28 protein-coding genes are annotated in these 20563 nt (G+C 62.4%); 18 read left to right on the plus strand and 10 right to left on the minus strand.

Annotated elements, in window-relative coordinates:
• Nucleotides 1-24: 24 nt before the first annotated feature.
• From JP75_RS06340 to JP75_RS26145, 10 genes are all read right to left on the minus strand, one after another.
• On the minus strand, nucleotides 25-843 hold the full coding sequence (locus JP75_RS06340) for a hypothetical protein (protein ID WP_035080702.1): 819 nt from the start codon (nucleotides 841-843) through the stop codon (nucleotides 25-27).
• The gene (locus JP75_RS06345) at nucleotides 840-1025 is read right to left on the minus strand and encodes a hypothetical protein (protein WP_035080703.1); all 186 of its coding nucleotides are present in this window, start codon (nucleotides 1023-1025) and stop codon (nucleotides 840-842) included. The genes JP75_RS06340 and JP75_RS06345 overlap by 4 nt, the downstream gene beginning before the upstream one ends.
• A complete protein-coding gene (locus tag JP75_RS06350; RefSeq protein WP_035080704.1) occupies nucleotides 1022-1285 on the minus strand; it encodes a hypothetical protein in 264 nt (87 codons plus the stop codon). The genes JP75_RS06345 and JP75_RS06350 overlap by 4 nt, the downstream gene beginning before the upstream one ends.
• A gap of 89 nt (nucleotides 1286-1374) precedes the next feature.
• Nucleotides 1375-1590, minus strand: a complete 216-nt coding sequence (locus tag JP75_RS06355; RefSeq protein ID WP_035080706.1) for a hypothetical protein — start codon at nucleotides 1588-1590, stop codon at nucleotides 1375-1377.
• Nucleotides 1590-1826 (minus strand): hypothetical protein, encoded by a 237-nt coding sequence (locus JP75_RS06360; RefSeq protein WP_035080708.1) that lies wholly within the window; start codon nucleotides 1824-1826, stop codon nucleotides 1590-1592. Before JP75_RS06360 ends, JP75_RS06355 begins: the two co-directional genes overlap by 1 nt.
• A gap of 2 nt (nucleotides 1827-1828) precedes the next feature.
• Complete coding sequence (locus JP75_RS06365) at nucleotides 1829-2239, minus strand: hypothetical protein (RefSeq protein ID WP_035080709.1); 411 nt, start codon at nucleotides 2237-2239, stop codon at nucleotides 1829-1831.
• 2 nt (nucleotides 2240-2241) lie between these two features.
• On the minus strand, nucleotides 2242-2793 hold the full coding sequence (locus JP75_RS25145) for a hypothetical protein (protein ID WP_051960431.1): 552 nt from the start codon (nucleotides 2791-2793) through the stop codon (nucleotides 2242-2244).
• Between the two features lie 11 nt (nucleotides 2794-2804).
• Nucleotides 2805-2939, minus strand: a complete 135-nt coding sequence (locus JP75_RS27190; RefSeq protein WP_280113986.1) for a hypothetical protein — start codon at nucleotides 2937-2939, stop codon at nucleotides 2805-2807.
• 84 nt (nucleotides 2940-3023) lie between these two features.
• Nucleotides 3024-3284 carry a hypothetical protein gene (locus JP75_RS25150; protein WP_051960432.1) on the minus strand — a complete coding sequence of 87 codons (261 nt, stop codon included), beginning with the start codon at nucleotides 3282-3284 and terminating at the stop codon, nucleotides 3024-3026.
• Nucleotides 3285-3383: 99 nt separating this feature from the next.
• Complete coding sequence (locus tag JP75_RS26145; RefSeq protein WP_152565748.1) at nucleotides 3384-3569, minus strand: hypothetical protein; 186 nt, start codon at nucleotides 3567-3569, stop codon at nucleotides 3384-3386.
• Nucleotides 3570-4316: 747 nt separating this feature from the next.
• Here JP75_RS26145 and JP75_RS06380 point away from each other — a divergent pair.
• From JP75_RS06380 to JP75_RS25165, 18 genes are all read left to right on the plus strand, one after another.
• Nucleotides 4317-4895 (plus strand): hypothetical protein, encoded by a 579-nt coding sequence (locus JP75_RS06380; RefSeq protein ID WP_035080712.1) that lies wholly within the window; start codon nucleotides 4317-4319, stop codon nucleotides 4893-4895.
• A gap of 203 nt (nucleotides 4896-5098) precedes the next feature.
• The gene (locus JP75_RS26460; protein WP_160194647.1) at nucleotides 5099-5269 is read left to right on the plus strand and encodes a hypothetical protein; all 171 of its coding nucleotides are present in this window, start codon (nucleotides 5099-5101) and stop codon (nucleotides 5267-5269) included.
• Nucleotides 5266-5787: a hypothetical protein gene (locus JP75_RS06390; protein WP_035080716.1), complete on the plus strand. Its 522-nt coding sequence runs from the start codon at nucleotides 5266-5268 to the stop codon at nucleotides 5785-5787. The genes JP75_RS26460 and JP75_RS06390 overlap by 4 nt, the downstream gene beginning before the upstream one ends.
• Nucleotides 5777-7624, plus strand: coding sequence for a phage terminase large subunit family protein (locus JP75_RS06395; RefSeq protein WP_051960433.1), 1848 nt, complete (start codon nucleotides 5777-5779; stop codon nucleotides 7622-7624). The genes JP75_RS06390 and JP75_RS06395 overlap by 11 nt, the downstream gene beginning before the upstream one ends.
• Nucleotides 7625-7646: 22 nt before the next feature.
• Complete coding sequence (locus tag JP75_RS06400) at nucleotides 7647-9353, plus strand: phage portal protein (RefSeq protein ID WP_160194648.1); 1707 nt, start codon at nucleotides 7647-7649, stop codon at nucleotides 9351-9353.
• Nucleotides 9353-9604, plus strand: coding sequence for a hypothetical protein (locus JP75_RS06405; protein WP_035080719.1), 252 nt, complete (start codon nucleotides 9353-9355; stop codon nucleotides 9602-9604). Before JP75_RS06400 ends, JP75_RS06405 begins: the two co-directional genes overlap by 1 nt.
• Nucleotides 9605-9624: 20 nt before the next feature.
• Nucleotides 9625-10842, plus strand: a complete 1218-nt coding sequence (locus tag JP75_RS06410) for a S49 family peptidase (protein WP_051960434.1) — start codon at nucleotides 9625-9627, stop codon at nucleotides 10840-10842.
• Nucleotides 10843-10857: 15 nt separating this feature from the next.
• Nucleotides 10858-11526 carry a head decoration protein gene (locus JP75_RS25155; protein ID WP_051960435.1) on the plus strand — a complete coding sequence of 223 codons (669 nt, stop codon included), beginning with the start codon at nucleotides 10858-10860 and terminating at the stop codon, nucleotides 11524-11526.
• A gap of 11 nt (nucleotides 11527-11537) precedes the next feature.
• Nucleotides 11538-12563 carry a major capsid protein gene (locus JP75_RS06425; protein WP_035080722.1) on the plus strand — a complete coding sequence of 342 codons (1026 nt, stop codon included), beginning with the start codon at nucleotides 11538-11540 and terminating at the stop codon, nucleotides 12561-12563.
• Between the two features lie 3 nt (nucleotides 12564-12566).
• The gene (locus JP75_RS06430; RefSeq protein WP_035080724.1) at nucleotides 12567-12977 is read left to right on the plus strand and encodes a hypothetical protein; all 411 of its coding nucleotides are present in this window, start codon (nucleotides 12567-12569) and stop codon (nucleotides 12975-12977) included.
• Nucleotides 12974-13681 carry a hypothetical protein gene (locus JP75_RS06435; protein ID WP_035080727.1) on the plus strand — a complete coding sequence of 236 codons (708 nt, stop codon included), beginning with the start codon at nucleotides 12974-12976 and terminating at the stop codon, nucleotides 13679-13681. The genes JP75_RS06430 and JP75_RS06435 overlap by 4 nt, the downstream gene beginning before the upstream one ends.
• Nucleotides 13674-14243, plus strand: a complete 570-nt coding sequence (locus JP75_RS25160) for a phage baseplate assembly protein V (RefSeq protein ID WP_160194649.1) — start codon at nucleotides 13674-13676, stop codon at nucleotides 14241-14243. The genes JP75_RS06435 and JP75_RS25160 overlap by 8 nt, the downstream gene beginning before the upstream one ends.
• 10 nt (nucleotides 14244-14253) lie before the next feature.
• A complete protein-coding gene (locus tag JP75_RS06445; protein ID WP_035080729.1) occupies nucleotides 14254-14442 on the plus strand; it encodes a hypothetical protein in 189 nt (62 codons plus the stop codon).
• Complete coding sequence (locus JP75_RS06450) at nucleotides 14442-14822, plus strand: hypothetical protein (protein ID WP_035080732.1); 381 nt, start codon at nucleotides 14442-14444, stop codon at nucleotides 14820-14822. Before JP75_RS06445 ends, JP75_RS06450 begins: the two co-directional genes overlap by 1 nt.
• A gap of 26 nt (nucleotides 14823-14848) precedes the next feature.
• Entirely contained in the window at nucleotides 14849-15709 is an 861-nt protein-coding gene (locus JP75_RS06455; RefSeq protein WP_035080735.1) for a baseplate assembly protein, read from the plus strand.
• Nucleotides 15710-16825: a phage tail protein gene (locus JP75_RS06460; RefSeq protein ID WP_035080740.1), complete on the plus strand. Its 1116-nt coding sequence runs from the start codon at nucleotides 15710-15712 to the stop codon at nucleotides 16823-16825. It abuts the gene before it with no gap.
• Complete coding sequence (locus tag JP75_RS06465; protein ID WP_035080742.1) at nucleotides 16825-20025, plus strand: DUF4815 domain-containing protein; 3201 nt, start codon at nucleotides 16825-16827, stop codon at nucleotides 20023-20025. The genes JP75_RS06460 and JP75_RS06465 overlap by 1 nt, the downstream gene beginning before the upstream one ends.
• Nucleotides 20025-20555 carry a phage upper tail fiber protein gene (locus tag JP75_RS25165; protein WP_051960438.1) on the plus strand — a complete coding sequence of 177 codons (531 nt, stop codon included), beginning with the start codon at nucleotides 20025-20027 and terminating at the stop codon, nucleotides 20553-20555. Before JP75_RS06465 ends, JP75_RS25165 begins: the two co-directional genes overlap by 1 nt.
• Nucleotides 20556-20563 lie beyond the last annotated feature (8 nt).

Below are 20563 nucleotides of genomic sequence, written 5' to 3' on the forward strand. Positions count from 1 at the left end.
GTGGTTCGGTGTTTTCCGTGGCCATTACACGCCCTCCTGTGAGAAGGCGGCGGGAAGCTCGCGCCAGAATTTCGGGGCGCGGGCATACTCGCAGTCGTCATCGAAGTAGTTCGAGTTGAGCGCGTTCAGCACGTCCGGCTCAAGCCAACATCCTCCGTTCCACTCGGTCACCAGCCATCGACCGCCTACCTCGGTGTCCGTGAGATCGCCGGTTTCTTCATCGATCGCGACTATGGGCCACCAAACGAGGATGTCTCGATCCAAAGGAGCGGTATCCATGGTCGCCTCCTCCGTCACCTTCCCCTCACAGACTGAAGGCGAGAGGTAGAGAGGGCGGATTTCCTGGCCGTGCGCCCGATAATGCTCGATGTCCTGGGCGTCAACGAACTGCCACCCTTGGCGCGGGTGCTTCCGCTGCCACGCCACCGGTTCTTGTTCCGCTTCGATCTTTTCAATGCGGTCAATTTCCGCCCACTCGCCCGCGGACGGCATCTCGCACGGGCGTAGCCAATTCGTCGGTGCGATCCATCTGTTGCCGTCGCTCATCATGCCAATGGCGGCTAGGGACGTCCCTCCCGACTTCCAATGAACGCGGTAGAGTCCAGGGTCGACTGCGGCTGGACTGCCAAACCGGGCCAAGGGATGGGCTTCCGCTCCGGGAATGGCGCGGAGGCCACCAGGAGGAAATACCTGCGGCCCAACCTCGAAATTGTCGGCCTTGTACCCACCGTCGGCGGTGTCCCAGAAGTAGCCGTCGCGCCAGTACATGACGTCCCAAAGCGGGGAGGTGCCGAAGCGGACCCAGTAATGCCCTTCAGGGCGAACAGTAATTGCCTGGCTCATATGAGGCTCGCCCCCATGTAGAGGATCGCGCTCAGCCACAGGCACATTGCGCCGGTGGCGACGGGCAGCACTTTGAATAGCAGTCGATTATGCCAGCCCGCGGCATCGGTAAGCGCGGCGGTTAGGAAGAGCTGCACGCCCACGCCGGCGAGGAAGATGTGAAGGTGGGGGAGCAGGCTCATGCTGCCACCCTCGGCTCTTCGAGCTTGCCGGTGAACGTGCTGGCATCCCAGCCTTCGGCAAACAGCACTTCGAAGCGGGCAAGTTTGGTGGGCGGCACGATGTAGGCGCGCTCGCGATTGGACCAGCGGCACTTGAGACCGTCACCGATGAGACGGGCGGCGCGGGTCTTGTAGCCATTGGGCGAGGGGCATTTGACTGCCAGCATACCCTTGGCATAGCGGGCGGGCGAAACGGAATAATCGGGGTTTGGTGGGCGCATTCTGAAATCTCCTTGTTACGGGTCGGCATGAGTGCCTGAGCGGCGGGCAGGGCCCTCGCATGGTGGGCCGGTCGCATATCGCGGGCGGGTCACTTCGGCGGTTCGCTTTCTTCCTCGTCGGCCTCCGCTATGAGGCAGGCAATCGGATCGGCGGCGGATGCGCAGGGGATAACCTGGGCAGGCTGGGCCGTGGCCGGCATTGAGGCCAGCACGCCGACACCGGCGCCGCTGATGAAGCTGGAGACGACGGCGGCAATGACGATTGCCATGGTGGGGTCGCGACGGAAGCGGGTGATGGTGCGCATCACAAAACCTCCAGCGGCACCAGATCGACGTAGCAATATTGGGCGCCGTGCGCGTCCTGCAATTGCTCTAGGGCGTCTTCCCAGTCCTCAGCGGTGCACGGTTCGCGGCCGTCGTCTTTCAGCATGATGTTGACCAGGTCGACTGCCTCCGCGATTGCATCGGAGTGGGCGCGGAAGGCCTTCAGGACCCTTCCCGGATTGCTGAAGTGCTCAGCCTGAACGATAACGACCTGCATGGTTATGCCCCCGCATCGAGGGGGACTACACGCCAGCCCTTACGGATAGCGTATTGCTCCGCCTCAGCCTCGGTCTGCCAGGGCCCACCGTCTTGCTCTATTTCACCGTCGGGGCTGGTCAGGATGAACCACCCCGCCTGTTCGCCATAGTCCTTGTCTTCGGCAAGCTGCCAGATTGAGACTTCCTCTTCGTCGTCGTCTTCCGGGTCTTCCGAAACTTCCATGTCGTGCATGGCGAGGCGAGCGGCCAGCCATGCCTGCAAGTCGGCCACGCCGCATTCGCGCCGGACGTAGTGCAGAATGTCTGTGACCAGGTCGCCCGGGGCGTCTTCGGCGTCCGTGGGGCAGACAGCCCGAAAGGCGTCTATTGCGGCCTCGGCCCATGCGGCGCGGTCACTGTTGGTGATTGTCATGACTAGCCCTCCCGCCCATAGGTGGCGGCGGCGATGCGCTCGATGACCCCGTCGGCATAAACTGCCTGTCCGGTGGTCGTGCGCGCCCAAACGGTCAGCCCGGAAAAGTCCTTATCGATCTTCTCGCCGTGGGCTTCGAGCATGTCGGCCAGCCAGTCGGACACAATCCAGTGCTCGTAGACTTCGCGCTGGTGGGGCTCGATGTTGTTGGCTTCGCAAAGCTCTTGCGCGCTGCCGTTGTGTCGTTCGTGGAAGTCATTGGGGTTGATCCAAGTGATCGTTCCCTCTGAATGCTTCCACCCCGCCCAACGCGCCGCGCTCTCCCAATCGTCAATCGGGCAGGAAAGCTCAAAGGCCTGTTCGGTGAGGCTGGCGAAGTCGTCACCCATGGTAACATCGCCTGTGAACTGTCCGGCCAGCGTGTGGACCAGCGAGGAGACGCAATGTCCGCCCTCAACTTCCCAGAGGCGCTTCGCCTGCTCCTGCAAGGGCCAGGTGGCGATGTTGTTGGGGTCGCGGGCCGGGGCGCCATCTTTGAGTGTGCTATAGACCATCGGGCGCGCTCCTACTGGTTCAGCCAGCCGCGCTTGCGCGCAGCGGCGGCCCGGCGGGCGGCGTCACGATCGAGCTTGAACAGCTTGCGGTTGTCGCCCCGTGGTGGGTGGGTAGGGCGAGACATGGGTGTGGCGTTGGTCTGCATGGTCTGTTCCTTTCGGCGGGCATAAGCGCCCTTGGGTGGACTAGCGTCCGGTGCTGCCCTCGGTGAGGAGGGCAGGGCGAGAGGCTAGCCGTCTAGTTCGTTCAGGATGGCATCCAGATCGCCGGGCTTGATCGGCTTTGCCTTGCCCACTATCAGGCCTGCCGCCTTCAACTGGGCGATTACGCCGGGTACCTGGCCCGGGAGGAAGGCCACAACGCCCTGTGGGTCGGCGGCTGCCATAACGCGCCATGCGTCTTCGCCGGCTGCGGTTTCGGGATAAAAGCGGGTCCAGATACCGTCAGGGCATGAATAGGTCAGATCGGGCTTTTTTGGTGGGCCGGGCATTTGATTTTCCTTTCGGGCGGCATGAGTGCCTATAGACGTGCGTCTAGTGGTGCGCCCCAAGCGAGGCGCACGGCTAGAAGCATGTGGGAGGGAGGGAGACTAGAAGGCGCCGAATGCCTTCAACAGAGCTATGGTGCCGCCGATAGTGCCCCAAAACATGGCATGCACGGCAAAGGCGGCAGTGAAGACAGCGGCCTTGTCGGGCAGCGCGGAGACCTTCGTTTCCAGCACGGTCATGCGGGAAAGGAGAGGGGACAGCTCTTCGCGAAGCTCTTCACGGGTCATGGTGTGAACCTTAGCAGGGCGAGAGGCTTTTGGGGAGGGGTCCGAAGTGGTCAATGGTCGTCTCCAACTTGGTCGGCATGAGCGCCTTGCGAAGGGGTTGGCATAAGTGCCGCTTCCGTTTCCCCTTCGATGTAGTGACCATAACAAATGATTTTGTAGGACGCAACCAATAAAATGGTGTCACGTCAGAAAACTTGTGACGCTCCAAGGGGGAGAGGCCGCTCGCCTGGTGCCGTGCATAGCTACGCTCATGGCTCAACCTAGTAACAAAATGCTTTCCGATGGAACGGCTAGGATATGAAAGGTTCGACGCCATAACGGACTCTCCAGAGCCTATAGACCAGTGAGCCAAATACCCTCAGTTTGTCCGTGTTCCTTGGTAGCCTGCAACACTTGCGACACGGCGCTAAGCCCTTCCTGACATGTGCACGACCAGATCCCAACCCCGCCCCGGCGCAAGCCGAGGGTGGGGCATGGTGCTAGTGCGTGATGTGCCAGCTCAGTAGGGCAGCGGCAGCACGTGGCGCAGGCAGGGCCAAGGGCAGGCGTGGCCAGTAGGTGGGGCTTGGGTAGCGGGCATGCTGCTGCACCCCGCCTGCTGCCCGCCGCTCTGCGCCGGCGAGGGCTTTAGGGACCGTACGAAGCAGCCTTGCCTTGGGGGCGGCACCCGACCGCGGATAAGAGCGCAATTTTGTTTTCATAGGGGGTTCAGCCCTGAGGGGTTCGACCCGCATTGGAGCGTAGGCCATGAAACTGGTCGCGGAGCTTAGCCGCACCTCGGATTTCTCAGTTTTGGTGCAGCGCCTTGGCTCGCCGCAGATGGTGGCCGCCGCTGCAAGTGGCCTCAACGAACACGCTTCGGAAACGCGGCGACAGACGATCACTCGAGTCTCAGCCTTCACAGGGGTGCCGGCGGGCCGAGTGAGCAAGGTCACAAAGGTGAAAAAAGCTCGCCCCGGCGGCGTGATGATCGCCGAGGTGGTGACCGCCGACAAGGCGATCGGGCTCGAGGAATACGGCAACCCGCACTGGGTCCGTGACCTAAATCCTGTGGCCGATGGCAAGTTCGGCGGTTCGGTAAGTTCGATGGCTGGCGCTGAAGCGACAGCGTGGAACCGTCGGCGCGTTCACCGGGGCACGTTTTTCGCCAAGGGAGTGGTGTGGAAGCGGGAGCCGAGCGGGCGACTGCGCAAGATCTTCTCGACTGTCCTGGCCAACGAAGTTGCGAAGCCGGGATGGCGGAACGTGCTGGGCGCCGAGGCCTTCGTCCAGATGGACCTTGAGCGCAGGGTTGTTAGACACGTGCTCCGGGTGGTCGCGCCGTAGTATGGGCACGACCCTCGACCTGACCACCCGGCCGCGGAATAGCTATCAGGCGGCAAAAGATATCTCCTCCCGGCATTTTCCGGGTGGCGACTGCCCGCCCATGCTTTTGGCAGACATTTTCACCGCGCTGAGCGAGGCGCAGCATCGCGGCTTCGAAGAGTGCTTGGCTCTCCTCGGCCTCGGTCCCTCTGGAGACAATGATAATGGCGAAGAAGAAGAGCGCGGAAAGCGCTGATCTTGTGTTGGCGCGCGAAGCCGCCGCTAAAGCGCAGGCCAATGCCGATGTTGCCACAATGATCCGATCCGGTGACTATGACGCATGGCCGAACGTCCAGGCCGCCTTAAATGCTATTGCCGCGGTTAGGGCCGCATGAGCGCCGGCGGCGAGTGGATCCCAGCGACCTGCAGCCGCGCTGATTTGTCTATTCTGTTCGGGGTTTCGATCCGCACGATCGACAACCTCATCGCGACCGGCATCATTGTACCGGCCGAGCAGCGGGGCATGTATCAGACGCTCCCCTCGGTGGTTGCCTACCTCGAAGATCTTCGGAACAAGGCGGCCGGACGAAGCAAAGACACCGCACTCGCCGAAGAGCGTGCCAAAACGGCGTCGATTGAGCGGCAGATTGCGGAAATCAAGCTGTCGCAGCTTCGTGGAGCCGTGCTTCCGCTGGACGAGGTTGCCGAGGCCTGGTCGGCCTTCGGTCGTTCCCTGAAGGCGGCGTTCCTCGCGGTCCCGGCAAAGTTGCGGGCACGGATCCCGCACATGACTGCCTTCGACCAAGAAACTGCCCGAGAGATCATCACCGACACGCTAACCGCGTTGGCGGAAGAAATCAGCGTCGGCGTGGTTGGCGCCGACGCAAAGGATATCGAACCCGATGATGCTTGATGCGCGCAGCAGCCTGCTGAACGCGCTCGCAAAGTCGATCCTTCCGCCCGAGAAGCTTTCCTACTCTGAATGGGCCCGAAAGAGCTTCCGCCTCAGTGGCAATAGTGCGGCGCCGGGCAAGTTTCGCCCTTGGAAGCCGCAGCGTGGGCTGCTGGATGCCATGGGCGACCCGCTGTTGCCGCGGGTCGACGTGATCAAGGCGACACGAACCGGTTACACGACGTGCCTGGTCGCTGCCATCGGCGCGGACGCGGTCAATGACCCGTCGCCCATCATGTTGCTGATGCCGACGGACGACGACGCCCGCGGCATCATGGTCGACGAGGTGGATCCAGCCTTTCGTGACACGCCTGCCCTCAAAGGCCTGATGAAGCAGGGCCGGATGGACGGCCGAAACACGCTGACGCAGCGCACGATGGTGGGTGGTGGCTCGCTGAAGGTGAATAGTGCGCGTTCGCCGCGCAACCTTCGCCGTCACACGGTGAAGAAGCTCTATGTCGACGAAGTCGACGGCATGGAGATCACGAAGGAAGGCGACCCGGTCAAGCTGGCCGAGAAGCGCACGACGTCGTACGCCGACCGCAAGATTATCACCGGCTCGACGCCGACGGACGACGAAGCTTCGATCATCGTCAAGCGATACGAGGCTTCGGACCAGCGCATCTTCGAGGTGCCCTGTCCGCACTGCAGCGAGCGTTTCGAGATACTTTGGGAGCATATCCGCTACGAAGGGACCGCCCCGGAGAGCGCGGTTTGCGACTGCCCGCTCTGCGGCTGCGAAATCGAGGAGCGCTTCAAGCCTGAGATGGTGGAGGCCGGCGAGTGGCGGGCCACCAAGCCTGAGGTGAAGGGTCACGCTGGCTTCCGCTGGAATGCCCTGATCTCGCTGTTCGCCAATGCCGCGTGGCATATTCTGGCGAAGGAGTTTGAAGACGCGAAGCGCGACGGCTTCGCCGCGATGCAGGTGTTCTACAACACCGTATTGGGCAAGGTTTGGTCGTCGTCGATCAACTATGTCGGCGAAAACGAACTGATGGCCCGCGTCGAAGCGTTTGGCATCGAGTGGCTGGCTGCCGAGGACCGTTGGCGGGAAGATATTCCGGCGGAGGTGATCTATCTGACCGTCGGCATCGACGTGCAGGTGGATCGACTTGAGTGCACCATCATGGGATGGACGGGAACACAGCGCGTGTTTCTCGGCCACCATGTCATCATGGGGCCAACCAACCTGCAGAGCACTTGGGACGAGTGCGACGCCTTCCTGCTGACCAGGTGGCAACACCCGCTTGGTGGGGAAATTGGCATCGAGGCCGCGGGCATCGACGCTGGCGACGGCAACCGAACCCAATACGTCTACGATTTCACGTCCACGAAGCTCGACCGAAAGGTCGTGGCCATCAAGGGCGTGGGCGGGGCAAAGCCGATCATCTCGATCAGCCGTTCAAGGCATAAGCGGTACCACGGCGCCACGTTCTTCAACATCGGCGTCGACCAGATCAAGACCGATATCTTGGTGACGTTGCCGGTGCCGCGCATCAACAAAGCGGGCGAGGAATCGCCACAGGCTTTCCGCTTCTCCGATAGCCTGCCGGCGGAATGGTTCCGGCAGATCACATCGGAGCGCCGCCAGGTGAAATACAAGCACGGCAAACCGAAAATCGAGTTCGTGCGCATCGAAAACCGACAAGCAGAAGCTCTCGACGGCGCGGTCTATGCGATCGCGGTGAAGAGCCTTTGCAAATTCGACTACGACGCCCGCCGGATTGAACTGGCAGGCAAACCGGCGGCCAAAGCCGCGCCGGATCTATCAGCAATCGCCAGCAGGCTAAACGGGTAGGGTGCTCATGAGCGGAGAATTGGTGGCCAAGCCGCGCATTCGCGTGCCGGCGGGCTCATCGCCCCTCGCTTCGACGGCATTGGACCAGCGCCAGGCGCCGTACGTGCAGTATCAGAGGGAGGCCAATACCTTCCTCCAAGGGTTCATGCCGCTGCTGCGCGACCAGTCGGACGTGGTCGGCGGCTCGTGGGAGAAGCAGGCCGCTCGAGTCATCCACGGCTATCAGCACTCCGGCTTTATCCGTGGCGTACTGGACGTCAGCACGGCCCAGGTCGTGGGGTCTGGCCTGCGCATGTCCGCGCAGCCGGACACCGATACGCTTGGTTGGTCGAAAGAGGTTGGCGCTGAGTTTGCGCGCAAGCGAGAAGCGAGCTTTCAGGCGTGGGCGAGCAACCCGTATCACTGCGATGCGAGCGGCCAACTGGCCTTCGGCCAGCAGCAGCAGGCATTCTACTGGTGCGCGCTCGCCTTTGGTGAAGGGCTGGCTCTCAACCGCACAATTGAGCGTCCGGGGTCCAAATATCTGACCAAATTCAAGCTGCTGCCGCCGTCTCGCATTGCGAACACCTCGGACGGCATGAACTTGGTGCAGGGAGTGCGGATTGACGGCGACGGCATGCCGATCGCTATCAGGCTCTATGCCAAAAATTCGGTCGGGATGCTTGAGGAGCGGGAAGTCCCAATCCGTGACAAGCACGGCTTTTTGCGCGTCATGCACCGGTTTATGCCGGCAGTCGCGCAGACTCGCAACGTGGCTGATGTCGCTACTGGTATGAAGGCCTATCGGCAGTTCGACCAGTATTCGGACGCGAACCTGACGCAGAAGATGATCCGGACCATTTTCGGTGCGGTCGTAAAGTCCAACCTGCAGGGCCTCGCGGCCTTCGAGGGCCTGATGACCGAGGCCGATCAGATCAACCCGTCACCGGTGCTGGACCTCGCAAAGTTTGGGGAGGCCAAGGCCGGCTGGTATGACGGGTCAAGGATCGACCTGTCGTCGCATGGGCGCATTGCGCACATGTTCCCGAACGACGAGCTGGATTTCGTCGAATCGAAAGCGGCGGGCGACGAGTTCGACCCCATCGCGCGCTGGCTCTGGCTGGAAATTGCCGCAGCGGCCGGTGTCTCCTACGAGAGCGCCACTGGCGACTACCGTGGTGCCACCTACTCGTCGGTTCGCATGGCCGGTGCCAAGGAGTGGTTGGGCGTCATTCGTCGACGCGATTCGCTCATTGTGCCGTTCTGCCAGGAGGCGGCTGACAGCGTTCTCGAAGAGGACATCGCGACTGGTCGGATCAAGATCCCGGGTGGTCTCGACACCTTCTACGAGCACCGAGATGCGATCTGTCGTGCCAAGTGGGCCGGCCCGCGGCAACCGCAGGCCGATGACTTCAAGACCGCCCGCGCCCACGAGGTGAGGAAGGCGATGGGGGCCACAACCCTCGACGAGATCTTCACCGATTACGGCATGGACTGGGACGACGCGATGCGCCAGCAGGCTCGCGAAAACAAACTTGCCGACGAGCTTGGTCTGCCACGGCCATGGGCCCCAACCACTCCTCTCCAGACAAGGGAGGGGCAGGAATTGGCGCTCAATGATCCGGGCAACGATGGCCAAGAGAAGAAGGACAAGCCGGCGAGAAAGCGTAAGGGTGTCAAGGACGACCCCGAGCGTGATCCTGATGATGCTCTGGCCGAAGAGGTCGAGCCCGCAGAGGAGGGCGACTGATGGCGGTCAGTTTCGACCTCATCTTTGCGGAGCCGTTTGATCCGTGCACTGCTCTTGCTGCTCTTCGGCCGGCGTTCATGAAAATGCGACTCGAGGGGCAGCCTCAGAAAATCATGTTCCGCGACCGTGAGGTTTGGTTCCACAAGCCAGACCTCAATGCGTGGACAGAGGTTATGAACGACCTCGAGCGCCAGTGCCGGGAAAAGAAAGGGCTTCCGCCCCGTCGCTTCGCGATTACGGCTGGCTACTGATCCAACATTAGGAACCCGACATGACGATCCATGACGTTGCCCTCGCTGAGGCGTGGGCAATGCGCGCTGACGCGCTCGAAACGCTCCTGTCGATCGCCGGCCGGGCGAATGAAGTCACGCCCGAAGCTCTGGAAGCGTACCGCACCAAATTCCACGAGAAGGGCGCCGGGCTGCGTATCCGCGACGACGTTGCGATCCTCGACTTCGCTGGCCCGATGTTCAAGAAGGCCAACCTCTTTCAAGCCATGTCGGGTGCGATGTCGTACCAGACGATGGCGACAGATGTTCAGCTCGCGCTCGATGATCCCAAGGTCAATGCGATCATTGGGCTCTTCGACACGCCGGGCGGCACAGTGAACGGCTGCGACGAACTCGCCGCGTCCATATTCGCGGCTCGCGGGAAAAAGCCAATGGTCGCTTTTGTGAGCGGCCAGATGTGCTCGGCCGGCTATTGGCTGGGCACTGCATTCGACAAGATCGTCATGAGCGACGCCAGCATTGTCGGCTCGATTGGCGTCATCCTCGGGATCGAGGATCGGACAGTGGCAGACGAGCGCCGCGGCGTCAAAACGGTGGAGTTCGTCTCCTCCCGCGCACCCGGCAAGCGGCCGGACTATGACACCGATGCTGGCAAGGCGCTGATCCAGCGCCGGGTTGATGACCTCGAGGCGGTGTTCATTGCCGCGGTCGCCCGGCATCGCGGCATCGACGCGGCCACCGTCATCAAGGACTTCGGCGCCGGCGGCGTCGAAATCGGCGCCAACGCCGTGAAACTCAAGATGGCCGACGAGCTCGGTTCCTTTGAGAGCGTTTTTGCCAGCCTTACCCAACGCGGCCCGCGCCGCTCAACCAAGCCAACAGGAGCACGATCCATGGCGAACGAACCCGGCGCGTCCGGCGACGAAAAGACTTTCACCCAAGCGGAACTCGACAAGGCCGTTGCCGATGGCATCGCTGCGCACGAAGCCCGCCGCACCAAGATCCTTGGCAGCGAGGAAGGTAAGGCGAACCCCAAGCTTGCCGCCAGCCTGGCCGGCCAGGTGGGTCTCACCGCTGAAGCCGCTATCGCCATCCTGAAGGACGCTGGCCCGGCCGCAACCGAGAAGTCCGAGGCCGATGCGGCCAAGGACTTCAAGAACAAGAAGAAGGAGGGCGATGGCCTCGCCTTCGCATCCGAAGCGGGCGATCAGGAAGTCGCCTTCGACTGGGATGCAGCCTTCGGTCGCAGCAAGAAGTAACGGAGGGCAACAGCAATGTTCACTGCACCACTCACGACCAGTGTCGAAGGCGCTGGCTACCATATCGTCTCCGAGGAGATCTACCGTTCGCGCGAGCAGATCATGCTGCTCGGCGTCGCTGCCGGCTGGCTCGCTGCTGGCACCGTGCTCGGCAAGATCCGCGTCGGTGACATCAATGTTGTGGCCAAGGCCGGCGGCAACACCGGCAACGGTACCGTCAGCGCCGTGACCGCCAAGAAGGGCGCCAAGGCGGGCACCTACCGCGTCGACTTCACGGCAGCGACCAAGTTCGACGTGGTCGACCCGGAAGGGTACCGCATCAAGTCCGGTTCGACCGGGACCGCCTACAACGACGATCTCGGCTTCACCATCACCGCCGGCGGTAACGCCTTCGTGGCCGGAGACGCGTTCGATATCGTCGTCGAGCTGACCGATGGCGCCTATGGCCCCCTCGACCTGACGGCCGGGAACGGCCTCGAAGAGGCAGTTGGTGTCCTCTGGGAGGGGCGCAACGTCGTTCTCGGCGAGGACGAAGACCCGATCCCCGTTCGCGCCGTCGCCAACATCCGCGAAACCGAAGTCCACGCCGGCCTGCTTGTCTGGCCCGAGGGCATCACCGCCGAGCAGCAGGCCGCCGCGCAGGCGCAGCTCGCCGCGCGTCACGTCATCCTGCGCTCTAAGTAAGGGTCGAAGACATGTCCGAAACCGTAATGAATATCTTCGACCATGCGGCGTTCCGCACGGCCGAGCTGAACGAAAAGGTCATCGACCGCGTCGACTACAAGCCGGAGCTGCTTGGCTCTCTCGGCATCTTCGAGCCGATCTATTCCCGCTCGCGCACCATCCTGATCGCTAATAGCGACAAGGGGCTCCAGCTCATTCCGACGTCGGAAACTGGCGCTCCGCCGGAAGAACTGAAGGTCTCGGGCACTCAGCTCCGCCCGTTCCAGACCCGCCGCCTTGCCAAGGGCTCGACCATCTACGCCGAATCCCTCCAGGGCGTTATGGCGCTGCCATTTGCCGACCAGGTGAAAGAAATCGGCAAGGAAATCGCTGATCGCACCCAGCGCATCACCGACGACATGGAACTGACCTGGGAGCACATGCGCCTCGGCGCTATCACCGGCAAGGTTTACGACGCCGATGGCACGACACTGCTCGACAACTGGTATCAGCAGTGGGGCGTTGCGGAGCCGGCGGAGATCAACTTCGATCTGGGCAACGCGAATGGCGACTTGCGGAAGAAGTTCCGCGACCTGAAGCGCGAAATGCAGAAGAAGGCCAAGGGTGTCTGGACGACCCGCACCCGCGTTTACGGCCTTGCTGGCGACCAGTTCTTCGACATGGTGGTCAACCACCCGCAGTACAAAGAAACCCGCCTTGGCAACAACCGCTCGGGCGAACTCGAAGACATCCCCGGCTTCTCCAGCCTGACTTTCGAAGGCGTGACGCTCATCAACTATCGTGGCACCGACGACGGCACCACGATGGCGATCGACACCAACAAGGTGAAGTTCTTCCCTGTTGGCGCCCGTGGCGCTTTCCAGGTCGGCTGGGCTCCGGCCGAGTTCTTCCCCTATGTGAACCAGCGTGGTCGTGAAAAGTACCTGCTGATCCTCAAGGATCTGCATCGTGACGCGTGGCGGCGCCCGGAACTCTACAGCTATCCGCTGTTCATCTGCACGCGTCCCGAAATGTTGCTGCGCGGCCGGGCCTCCTGATCAATGTCGCTATTCGCAGACCTCGAGACGCTTGTCTCGGCGCACGTGGATGTAGCGTTCGGTGACCCGGTCACCCACTATCCCCGCCGCCGTGGCGAGATCTCGGGGTCGGCGGACCCGACCCGATCAATCGTCACGGTAGTGGGGGTTGTCGACTTCAATCCACGCACGGTGACGCCTAAGGGAAAAGAGCAGTTCGACGCTTTTCAGCCGAACTTGATGGGCGAGAAGGTGCACGTCTCGTTCGATGAAAATGCGTTTCCCGGCCGTGATGCGCGGCCGAGGCAGGGCGACCGCCTGGTCGCCGAACTGAAAACCGGCACCTTCACCTTTGAGGTGGTGACAACCGAGCCCGACGAGCTGGGACGGTTTGTCTGCCCCTGCAAGGTTTTGGGCAACGGAGTGATCTTATGAGCCTCGTCAGTTTCGGTCTCCGCCTGGTGGCCTCGCGCCTCCTGCGGGGCCGAACCTGGGCGGGTGACCGCATCTACAACAGCCCAGTCGATCCTATCGCTCAATGGGAAGCTGAGGCCGACCGAGGCGAGCAGACGGCGTGCATTGCACTCTATTCCGGCAAGCGCGTCGCCAGTGTCGTTGGCAAGGCAACACAGGGCACCGGTGCCGTTGTCGAACTCACCTTCGCCGTCTTTCTGCCTCCGACGATTACCGTCGGCGACGGCGAGAACAGCCTGACGCTGGAGACCTCCAATACGGGCGGGGCGGTTGTCATCGACTTTGTCGGCCGCCAGATCGAAGCAGCGTTTCGCTTCGGCCCTCAGCAATGGAGGGAGATCTGGGACATATTCGTTGTCAGCATCCTTGAAGTCAGGAGCCGACCGCTACTCTATGAGGTCGACAAGACGGTTCAGATCCCGTGCGTTGAAGTGACGTGGGATCTGAAGGTGATCCCCGATCCTGATTTCGGCGTCGCTATGCTGCCTGGCTGGCAGAAGCTCCATGACGCTATGTTGGCCGACGAGGACTACGCGCCTCTGGCGCCGTTGATGCTGAGCGCCATCAGCGCGCCGCAGGAGCTTGCCGATTGGCAAAAGGTGCAGGCAGCCCTCGGCATGAGCGCTCCGGCCGTGCACTCCTTTGGGATCACGCCAATTGAATGAGATTGGTCGACTTATTCGCCTTGTCGGCGCTGTGCTGGCGCGCACGGCCGAGAGCGACCGCCGGATCGCGGGAATTGAGTTTCGCGGACGTGTCGCAGAGGTCGATGCGGCAAAGCACGCCATCAAGATGGTCATCGGAAAAACGCCAGAGGGCGACGACGTCCTCAGTCCTTGGGTGCCGGTCACGCAGACCGCCGGAGCAATGAAGTTCCACGACCTGCCAAGCGTTGGGCAGCAAGGGGCGATCGTCTCCGCCAGCGGCGATATCGAGCAAGCCCGCTTCACGCCGCTGCATTGGTCCGAAGGGTACGAGGCGCCGTCAGATGACCCGGACGTCAAGGTGATGGAGATGGGGTCAGTTTCGGTGACCTGGGGCTCGGAGTTTATCCGCGCACAGGTGGGCGACAGCGTCCTCGAAATCACGGGGGCGGGGATACTGCTCAACGGCCATCTCGTCGCCGTCACCGGCGCCGACCACACCCATAACGATGTGAACATCGGTGACACGCACGTCCACGGCGGAGTTCTCCGCGGCGGATCAGACACCGACACCCCTCACTGAGGAGCTACCTATGAAGAAAACCTACATCGTCACCGACAAAGCCGGTCGCGACGTGGCCGGCCTGCCAAGCCCCGGCGCCGACAAGCCTATCCGGCTCACGGAAGCCCAGGCAGAGCATCCCCTTCGCTTGGGGTACATTCGCCTGCCCACCGACCACGATGGTGACGGCAAGCCGGGCGGCGCCAAGAAGACGCGCTAATGGCCGGTATCGACGCCCAGACGGGTCAGATGTTGGCCGGCTTCCCACACGTGGCCCAGTCGCTCGACAAGCTCATCACCACGATGGTGGGCGAGCGGACGATGCACGAATGGGTTGGGAACCCCGGCACCAAGCTCTTGGGCGAGAGCGGCACTGAACGGGTCGTCCTTGCGTGGGTCACGGTGATCTGGGTTCTTGTCGAGCTTTATGAGCCGCGGTTCAAAATTCGGCGGTTCGTCCCCAACGATATCGACCGGGTGGGGGCAATCGACTTCACCATTATCGGCGAGTACCGCCCCTACGCGCACCTCTCTTGGGAACAAGCAGAGCTGTTCGTGTCGGTGGTTGACGGTGCCGTCAGGATTTCTTCGGTCCGCTAGTCGGCAATACCAGAGCAGGTTTGGGCATGGATCTACCACCAGAATTGGCGGGCCTGCCCGAGCCGGCGCTTGTCGATGATCTGAGCTACGCCAACATCAAGACCGCGTTCATTGCGCGGCTGAAGGCCGAGTTCGACGCAGTCGGTATCGACTACGACGTCGACATGCTCCAGACCGATCCCGGCGTCATCCTCATGCAGGTGGCGGCCTACATCGACACGAACCTGCGCCAGCGCATCAATGAGGCGATCAAGTCGTGGTTCTTGGCGTATGCCAGGGGTGGGGACCTAGACGTCTTGGCCCAGTGGTACGACGTGACCCGTATGGTCGGCGAGACCGACGACGCGTTGCGGTCGCGCATCGTTCTCGCCATCAAAGGGCGCTCGCCCGGCGGCACTGAGGATCGCTACAAGTTCATTGCCCGGTCTGCAGACGTGCGGGTGGCAGACGCTTCGGTCTACCGGGTCGGCCGCGACCCAACGGTTCATGTGGCCGTCTTCTCGACGGACAACTCCGGCGTCGCGGACGCAACCCTTCTCGCCAAGGTCGACGCTGCCCTACAGAGCTCAGCGGTTCGCATGGTCAACGACACAATCGTGGTTGCCAGCGCCGCCCGCCAGGCCGGCACGATCACTGCAAATTACTGGCTTCTGCCGTCGGCCAATCAGGTCGTGGTGGAGGCGGCGATGCGGGCCAGCCTTGCGGCCGCGTGGGCCGCAGACATGGTCCTCGGTCGCGACGTGATCCGGTCGTGGGTGCTGTCCAAGCTGCAGGTTGCCGGCGTGCAGAAAGTCGAGCTCGTGGGCTTTGCCGACGTGGCCATCCCATCCAATCAGGCGGCCGCTCTTGGTGCGGTGACGCTCAACCTTGTGGGGCGTGCGTACTAAATGACCTCGGCTCTGCTTCCGCAAAATTCGACCGACTGGGAGAAGGCCGTTGCGAACGCGCTAGGGCCATCGGTCACGGTGCAGAGCGCCATAAATGCAATGAGGCGTGCAAAGTACGTCTCTCCGCGTCCGTCGATGCTGGACGCCCTGATCTACGAGTATGGACTGGGCGAGCTCACGCCCTACTTTTCGAACAAGAATGTCCTGATCGTTGAGGGGCCCAAGTGGCAGAGGCTGCGCGGCACTCTTAGTGCAATTGCGATCGGCTTGGCATGGATCGGCTACAGCGCTTCGGTTGAGGAAGCGTGGTCCGGCCGGCGTTGGTGGAATTCGTTTCAGCTTCGGTTTGCCGCCCTGCCGGCGAATGACAGTCCGGATCTTGAGCGAATCGAAGGCATTACCCGGCTGTCCGTCCCATTGCGCTCCATGCTGCGCCGCGGCGTGTTCGGATATGATGTCGAGGCCGCGCAAGCAAACCACTCGCGGCACAATCGCTCGATGTGGAATTTCGAAAGCGGGATCGCTGTCACCCAGGTGGGGACGCTGTGGTCATTCGGACGCTCTTATGAGTTTGAGCACACGCTGACGGAAGCCGAGGGCATGGCCATCGGCAACTGGATTGATCCAGTGGAAAGCGGCGGCCTGAAATGGGTCGACATGACGGTTCCGTGGGTCGATGCCCACTACCGGTGGGCGGAGAACCCGGCCAGTCTGCGCCGATCCGTCATGGCCGGGTGGTTCGCCACTCGCACGCTTTGGTGCCGTCTTCGCGATAGCAACGGCGATGTCATCGGCTTTCGCCGCTGCCGCGCTGTCCGGCCCGTGCTCTCCCAGCTTGGCGGGGCTTATAGCCACGGCGGGCTTGCCTATGAGCCAGTAGTGGCTGGGCAACAACTCTACGTGGAAGCGATGACGGGATTTGGCGACGCCAACGCCGCTTCCAGCGCCCTGGTTGACCTGGTTGTCGGTGGGGTGCTCGCAGATGGTGTGAAGCCGGGTCGGCTTTGGCTCGCCCCTGGCGAGTTGTTGGGCGGCACCGGCATTGCCGGGCAGGCCGTCGACATTCCGCTCCGCACCACCGTGCGGGAGCAATTCAAGTTCTTGATGAGGTTCTGATGTTTGAGCACCCCAGTGGCCTGCCGTACGCGTATGCTCGGCATCGCGGTCAGCGCGACGTTCAGGGGCTCGTGTTCCATGGCAAGCGCCCCTATCTCGAAACGACCGAGTTTAACGACCTCCAAGACGTCATGCGGAACCGCATGGAGCGTATGGGGCGGTTGATCGCCGAAGACGGCGACCGGTACCGCGGTGCTGCCATCATTGTGGACCGAGATGCCGGCACCGTCACCCTCACTGAGGGCGAGATCTACGTCGCTGGCGACCTGATGCCCGTCGGCGCGGCCTTCATTGAGGATGTTGCCATGATCGGCAGCGTCTCGGTCGGTGTTCGCATGCATCGCACATATGTCACCGCGGAAGACGATCCATCTCTCCTCGGCTTGGTTGCGGGCGCGGACTCGGAAGGCGAAGAGGGTGCGGCGCGTGAGATTGCGCACATCACCTGGGCGCTCGCCGACGACGGTGGTGAAGGCGAATTCTATCAGGTCTATCTGCTGCAGGACGGCACTGCGCTCGACCAAACCCCGCCTCCGCTGCTCGAAGGCTACCTGCAGGCACTGCAGCTCTACGATCGCCCGCACGGGCACTACATCGTCAAGGGCTGCCGCGTGTCCAACCTCGGTGTCAACGCCGGTCAGCGCACGTTCTCAATCGAGGAAGGTGAGGCGAACATCTGGGGCCGAAAGGTCACCCGACACGCTTCTCTGCGCCACAACCAGCCGGAAGTCTGGGATATCGGCGCGGTTCCCGGCGAAACCCACGCGTATGCCGGCGGAGGCAGCCACACCCTTACGCTGGCGCTTTTCCCGCTTAACGCGGTGACGTCCATCCTCCTCACCAAGGAGCGGACGGTCAACGTCACTCGCGGGGCTCTGACCAATGGCATCGACGCTCTTCCGGATGACTCGGTCATCTCGATTAGCTCGGTGACACAGGGTGGGACGACCTACACCAGCCCGGCCGACTACAAGCGTACGGGCAATGGTGTCGACTGGGCCGCCGCTGGCGCCGAGCCGGCGATCGGCTCGCTCTACAGTGTGACGTATCGCTACCGCGCAAGCGTCGTGGCGGATGCGACGACGCCGACGACCATCACCGTTTCTGGTGGCGTAGCCGGCGGCGACATCATTGTGGCCTACACCTACAAGCTGCCGCGCATCGATGTGCTGGGGCTCCTGCCGTCGGGCGCGTCCACTTATGTCAAAGGCATCTCCGCCCGTGCCAACCCGGTGCGCCCGTTGGTGCCGGCAGATGTGCTGCCGCTTTGCGAGATCCGCAACGACTGGTTCAATGAGCCCATCATTGTCACTGACAAGATCAATACCGGCGTCATCGCTCCGACCTGGTCGGAGTTCTGGCGCTACGTCGGTCGTATCGATGACCACGACCGACTGATCCAGCAGAACCGGCGTAAGCTGGAGATCGACCAGCGCGACCCTGCCGCCAAGCGCGGCATATTTGTCGACCCGTTTACCGACAGTTCGTTCCGCGACGCCGGCATTCCCCAGAACGGGGCCGTCGGAAATGGCATCCTGCAGCTCGCCATCGAGCCGACCTTCTATGACCTAGCTCTACCCGGCCCGATCACCCTTGATTGGGTCGAGGAGGTTATCATTGACCAGCCGCTGGTGACCGGTTGCGTTCTGATCAACCCGTATCAGAACTTCACCCCTCTGCCGGGCATCCTCACGCTGTCACCTGCAGTGGATTTCTGGACGGTCTCGTCCACCGTGTGGGCCGATGATCAAACGCTTGAGTTCCTGCGCGGCGTGCAAAACTGGGGCGGACCCCTAACCGAAACTACCGTTCGGGTGGACCGGGCCAGCAGGGACGAGGCCGCTCTGCCGTTCCTACGCGAACGCAGCGTCGATTTCGTGGTGGCTGGGTTTTACCCCACAGAGGAGCTGGTAAGCCTCACCTTCGACGGCGTCGACATCCTTCCTGCCGGGCTGGACCCGGCCGACGAAGACGGCACTGTGCGCGGCGCCTTCACCATCCCGGCGGGAATTACGGCCGGCAGCAAGGAAGTCATCGCCGAAGGTAGCGTAACCCGAGCCGAAGGTGTCTTCACAGGTCAGGGCACCCTAGTCGTCGATGTTATGCGTCGCACCACCACGATCAATACGTGGACCATGCCGGCAAGCACCGGCGGCAGTGAGACTGGCGCCCAGGGCGTCCGTTCGGGCGACCCCCAGGCGCAGATTTTTGTCCCGCCGGCGGTGCGCCAGCTTGTCGGGGTGGACTTCCGCCTTTGCGCCATCGGTGCTGAAGGCAACGCGATCCTGATCCACCAGACGACCGTCGAAAACGGTTTCCCGACCAACCAGGTCGAAGCGGAGGCGCTGGTGTCGATGGTCGGCGCCGTGGTGGGTTGGAAAAGCGCTCGCTATTCTGTGCCGGTGACGACCTATCCGGATCGGGATACCGCGTTTGTCGTCAAGACGGACGACGGCGACCACTCGGTATCGATCGCGGCCCTGGGCGGCTTCGACGCGGAGCGGCAGCAGGCGGTTACGGCTCACCCTTACCCGATCGGGCCTCGGCTGGACTCGGTCAATGCTCGCACGTGGACGGCACACCAGAAGGAGGCGCAGACCTTCAGGGTGGTTGCCGCCTACTACCCCGTCACCACCAAGGTGGTTGAGCTTGACGACGTGGACTTGGTTGCCTGTAGCGATCTGCAGATCCGCGCTGTCGCAGAGTTGCCCAGTTCGGCATGCTCCGTTCTTTTCGAGGTCGAGCGCGCCAACGGCACGGTCTACCGACTGCAGCCCTACCAAGTGCTGCAGCTCCCCGAATACCTCACCGAGACGGTGTCGGTACGCGCGCTCCTCACGGGCACGCATACCCTGTCTCCTGTGCTCTTTGGCCAGGTGCAGGTCGTTGCCGGCAGCATCGAAAGTGAAGCCCTCTACGTCACCACGGCGTTTCCGATTGAAGACGCTATTCGGGTGACCACGGCGGTGAAAGCTGCCCTGCCTTCCGGTTCGGCGAAGACCCTGCGCTATCAGGTTGATGGCGGGGCTTGGTCGACTTCTGCAGTCACCGCCACCGAACTGTCGCCGGACCCTACATGGGTCGAGCACGAGCACAAGATCGAAGGCATCTCGGGCGACCTGATGCGGATTGAAATCAAGCTGACGGGCGGCCCGGCTGCCCGTCCGCGAGCAGCAGACTTTGGGATCGGAATCATCTGATGGCGAACACCGTTCATCGCGGCTACCCGCTGCCGGACGTAGCGCGCGACATCGACGAAGAGTTCTTCCTTTTCCAGTTGACAGTCCTGCCGGCCATTGACCTCGACATCCACAATCTGATCGAGGCCGTGGCCGGCAAGGCTGACAGCGGTCACGGGCATGCAATTGCGCAAATCGAGGGCCTGATCGCAGCCCTTGAAGGCAAGATGCCGGCAGAGACGACGTTCACGCTGGCATCGCTCTCCGACGTTGTGGGCATGGCCGATGCGCCGGATGGATACATTCCGGTGAAGGTCGGGGATCAGGTCGTCTTTCAGGCCGCTGTTTCGGCCCTTGGCGACCACGATCACACAATTACACAGGTGACTGGGCTTTCGACTGCGCTGGACGAAAAAACGGCGAAGTCGGCTAACCTGTCGGATCTTGCCAACGTGCTCACCGCCCGGGCGAACCTAAAAATCGTGCCGATTACACAGGCGGCTTATGACGCGCTGACCAAAGACCCCGACACGCTCTATTTCATCTATTAGGAGGCGAA

The organism is Devosia riboflavina (assembly GCF_000743575.1).
In the GTDB taxonomy this organism is placed as follows: Bacteria; Pseudomonadota; Alphaproteobacteria; order Rhizobiales; family Devosiaceae; genus Devosia; species Devosia riboflavina.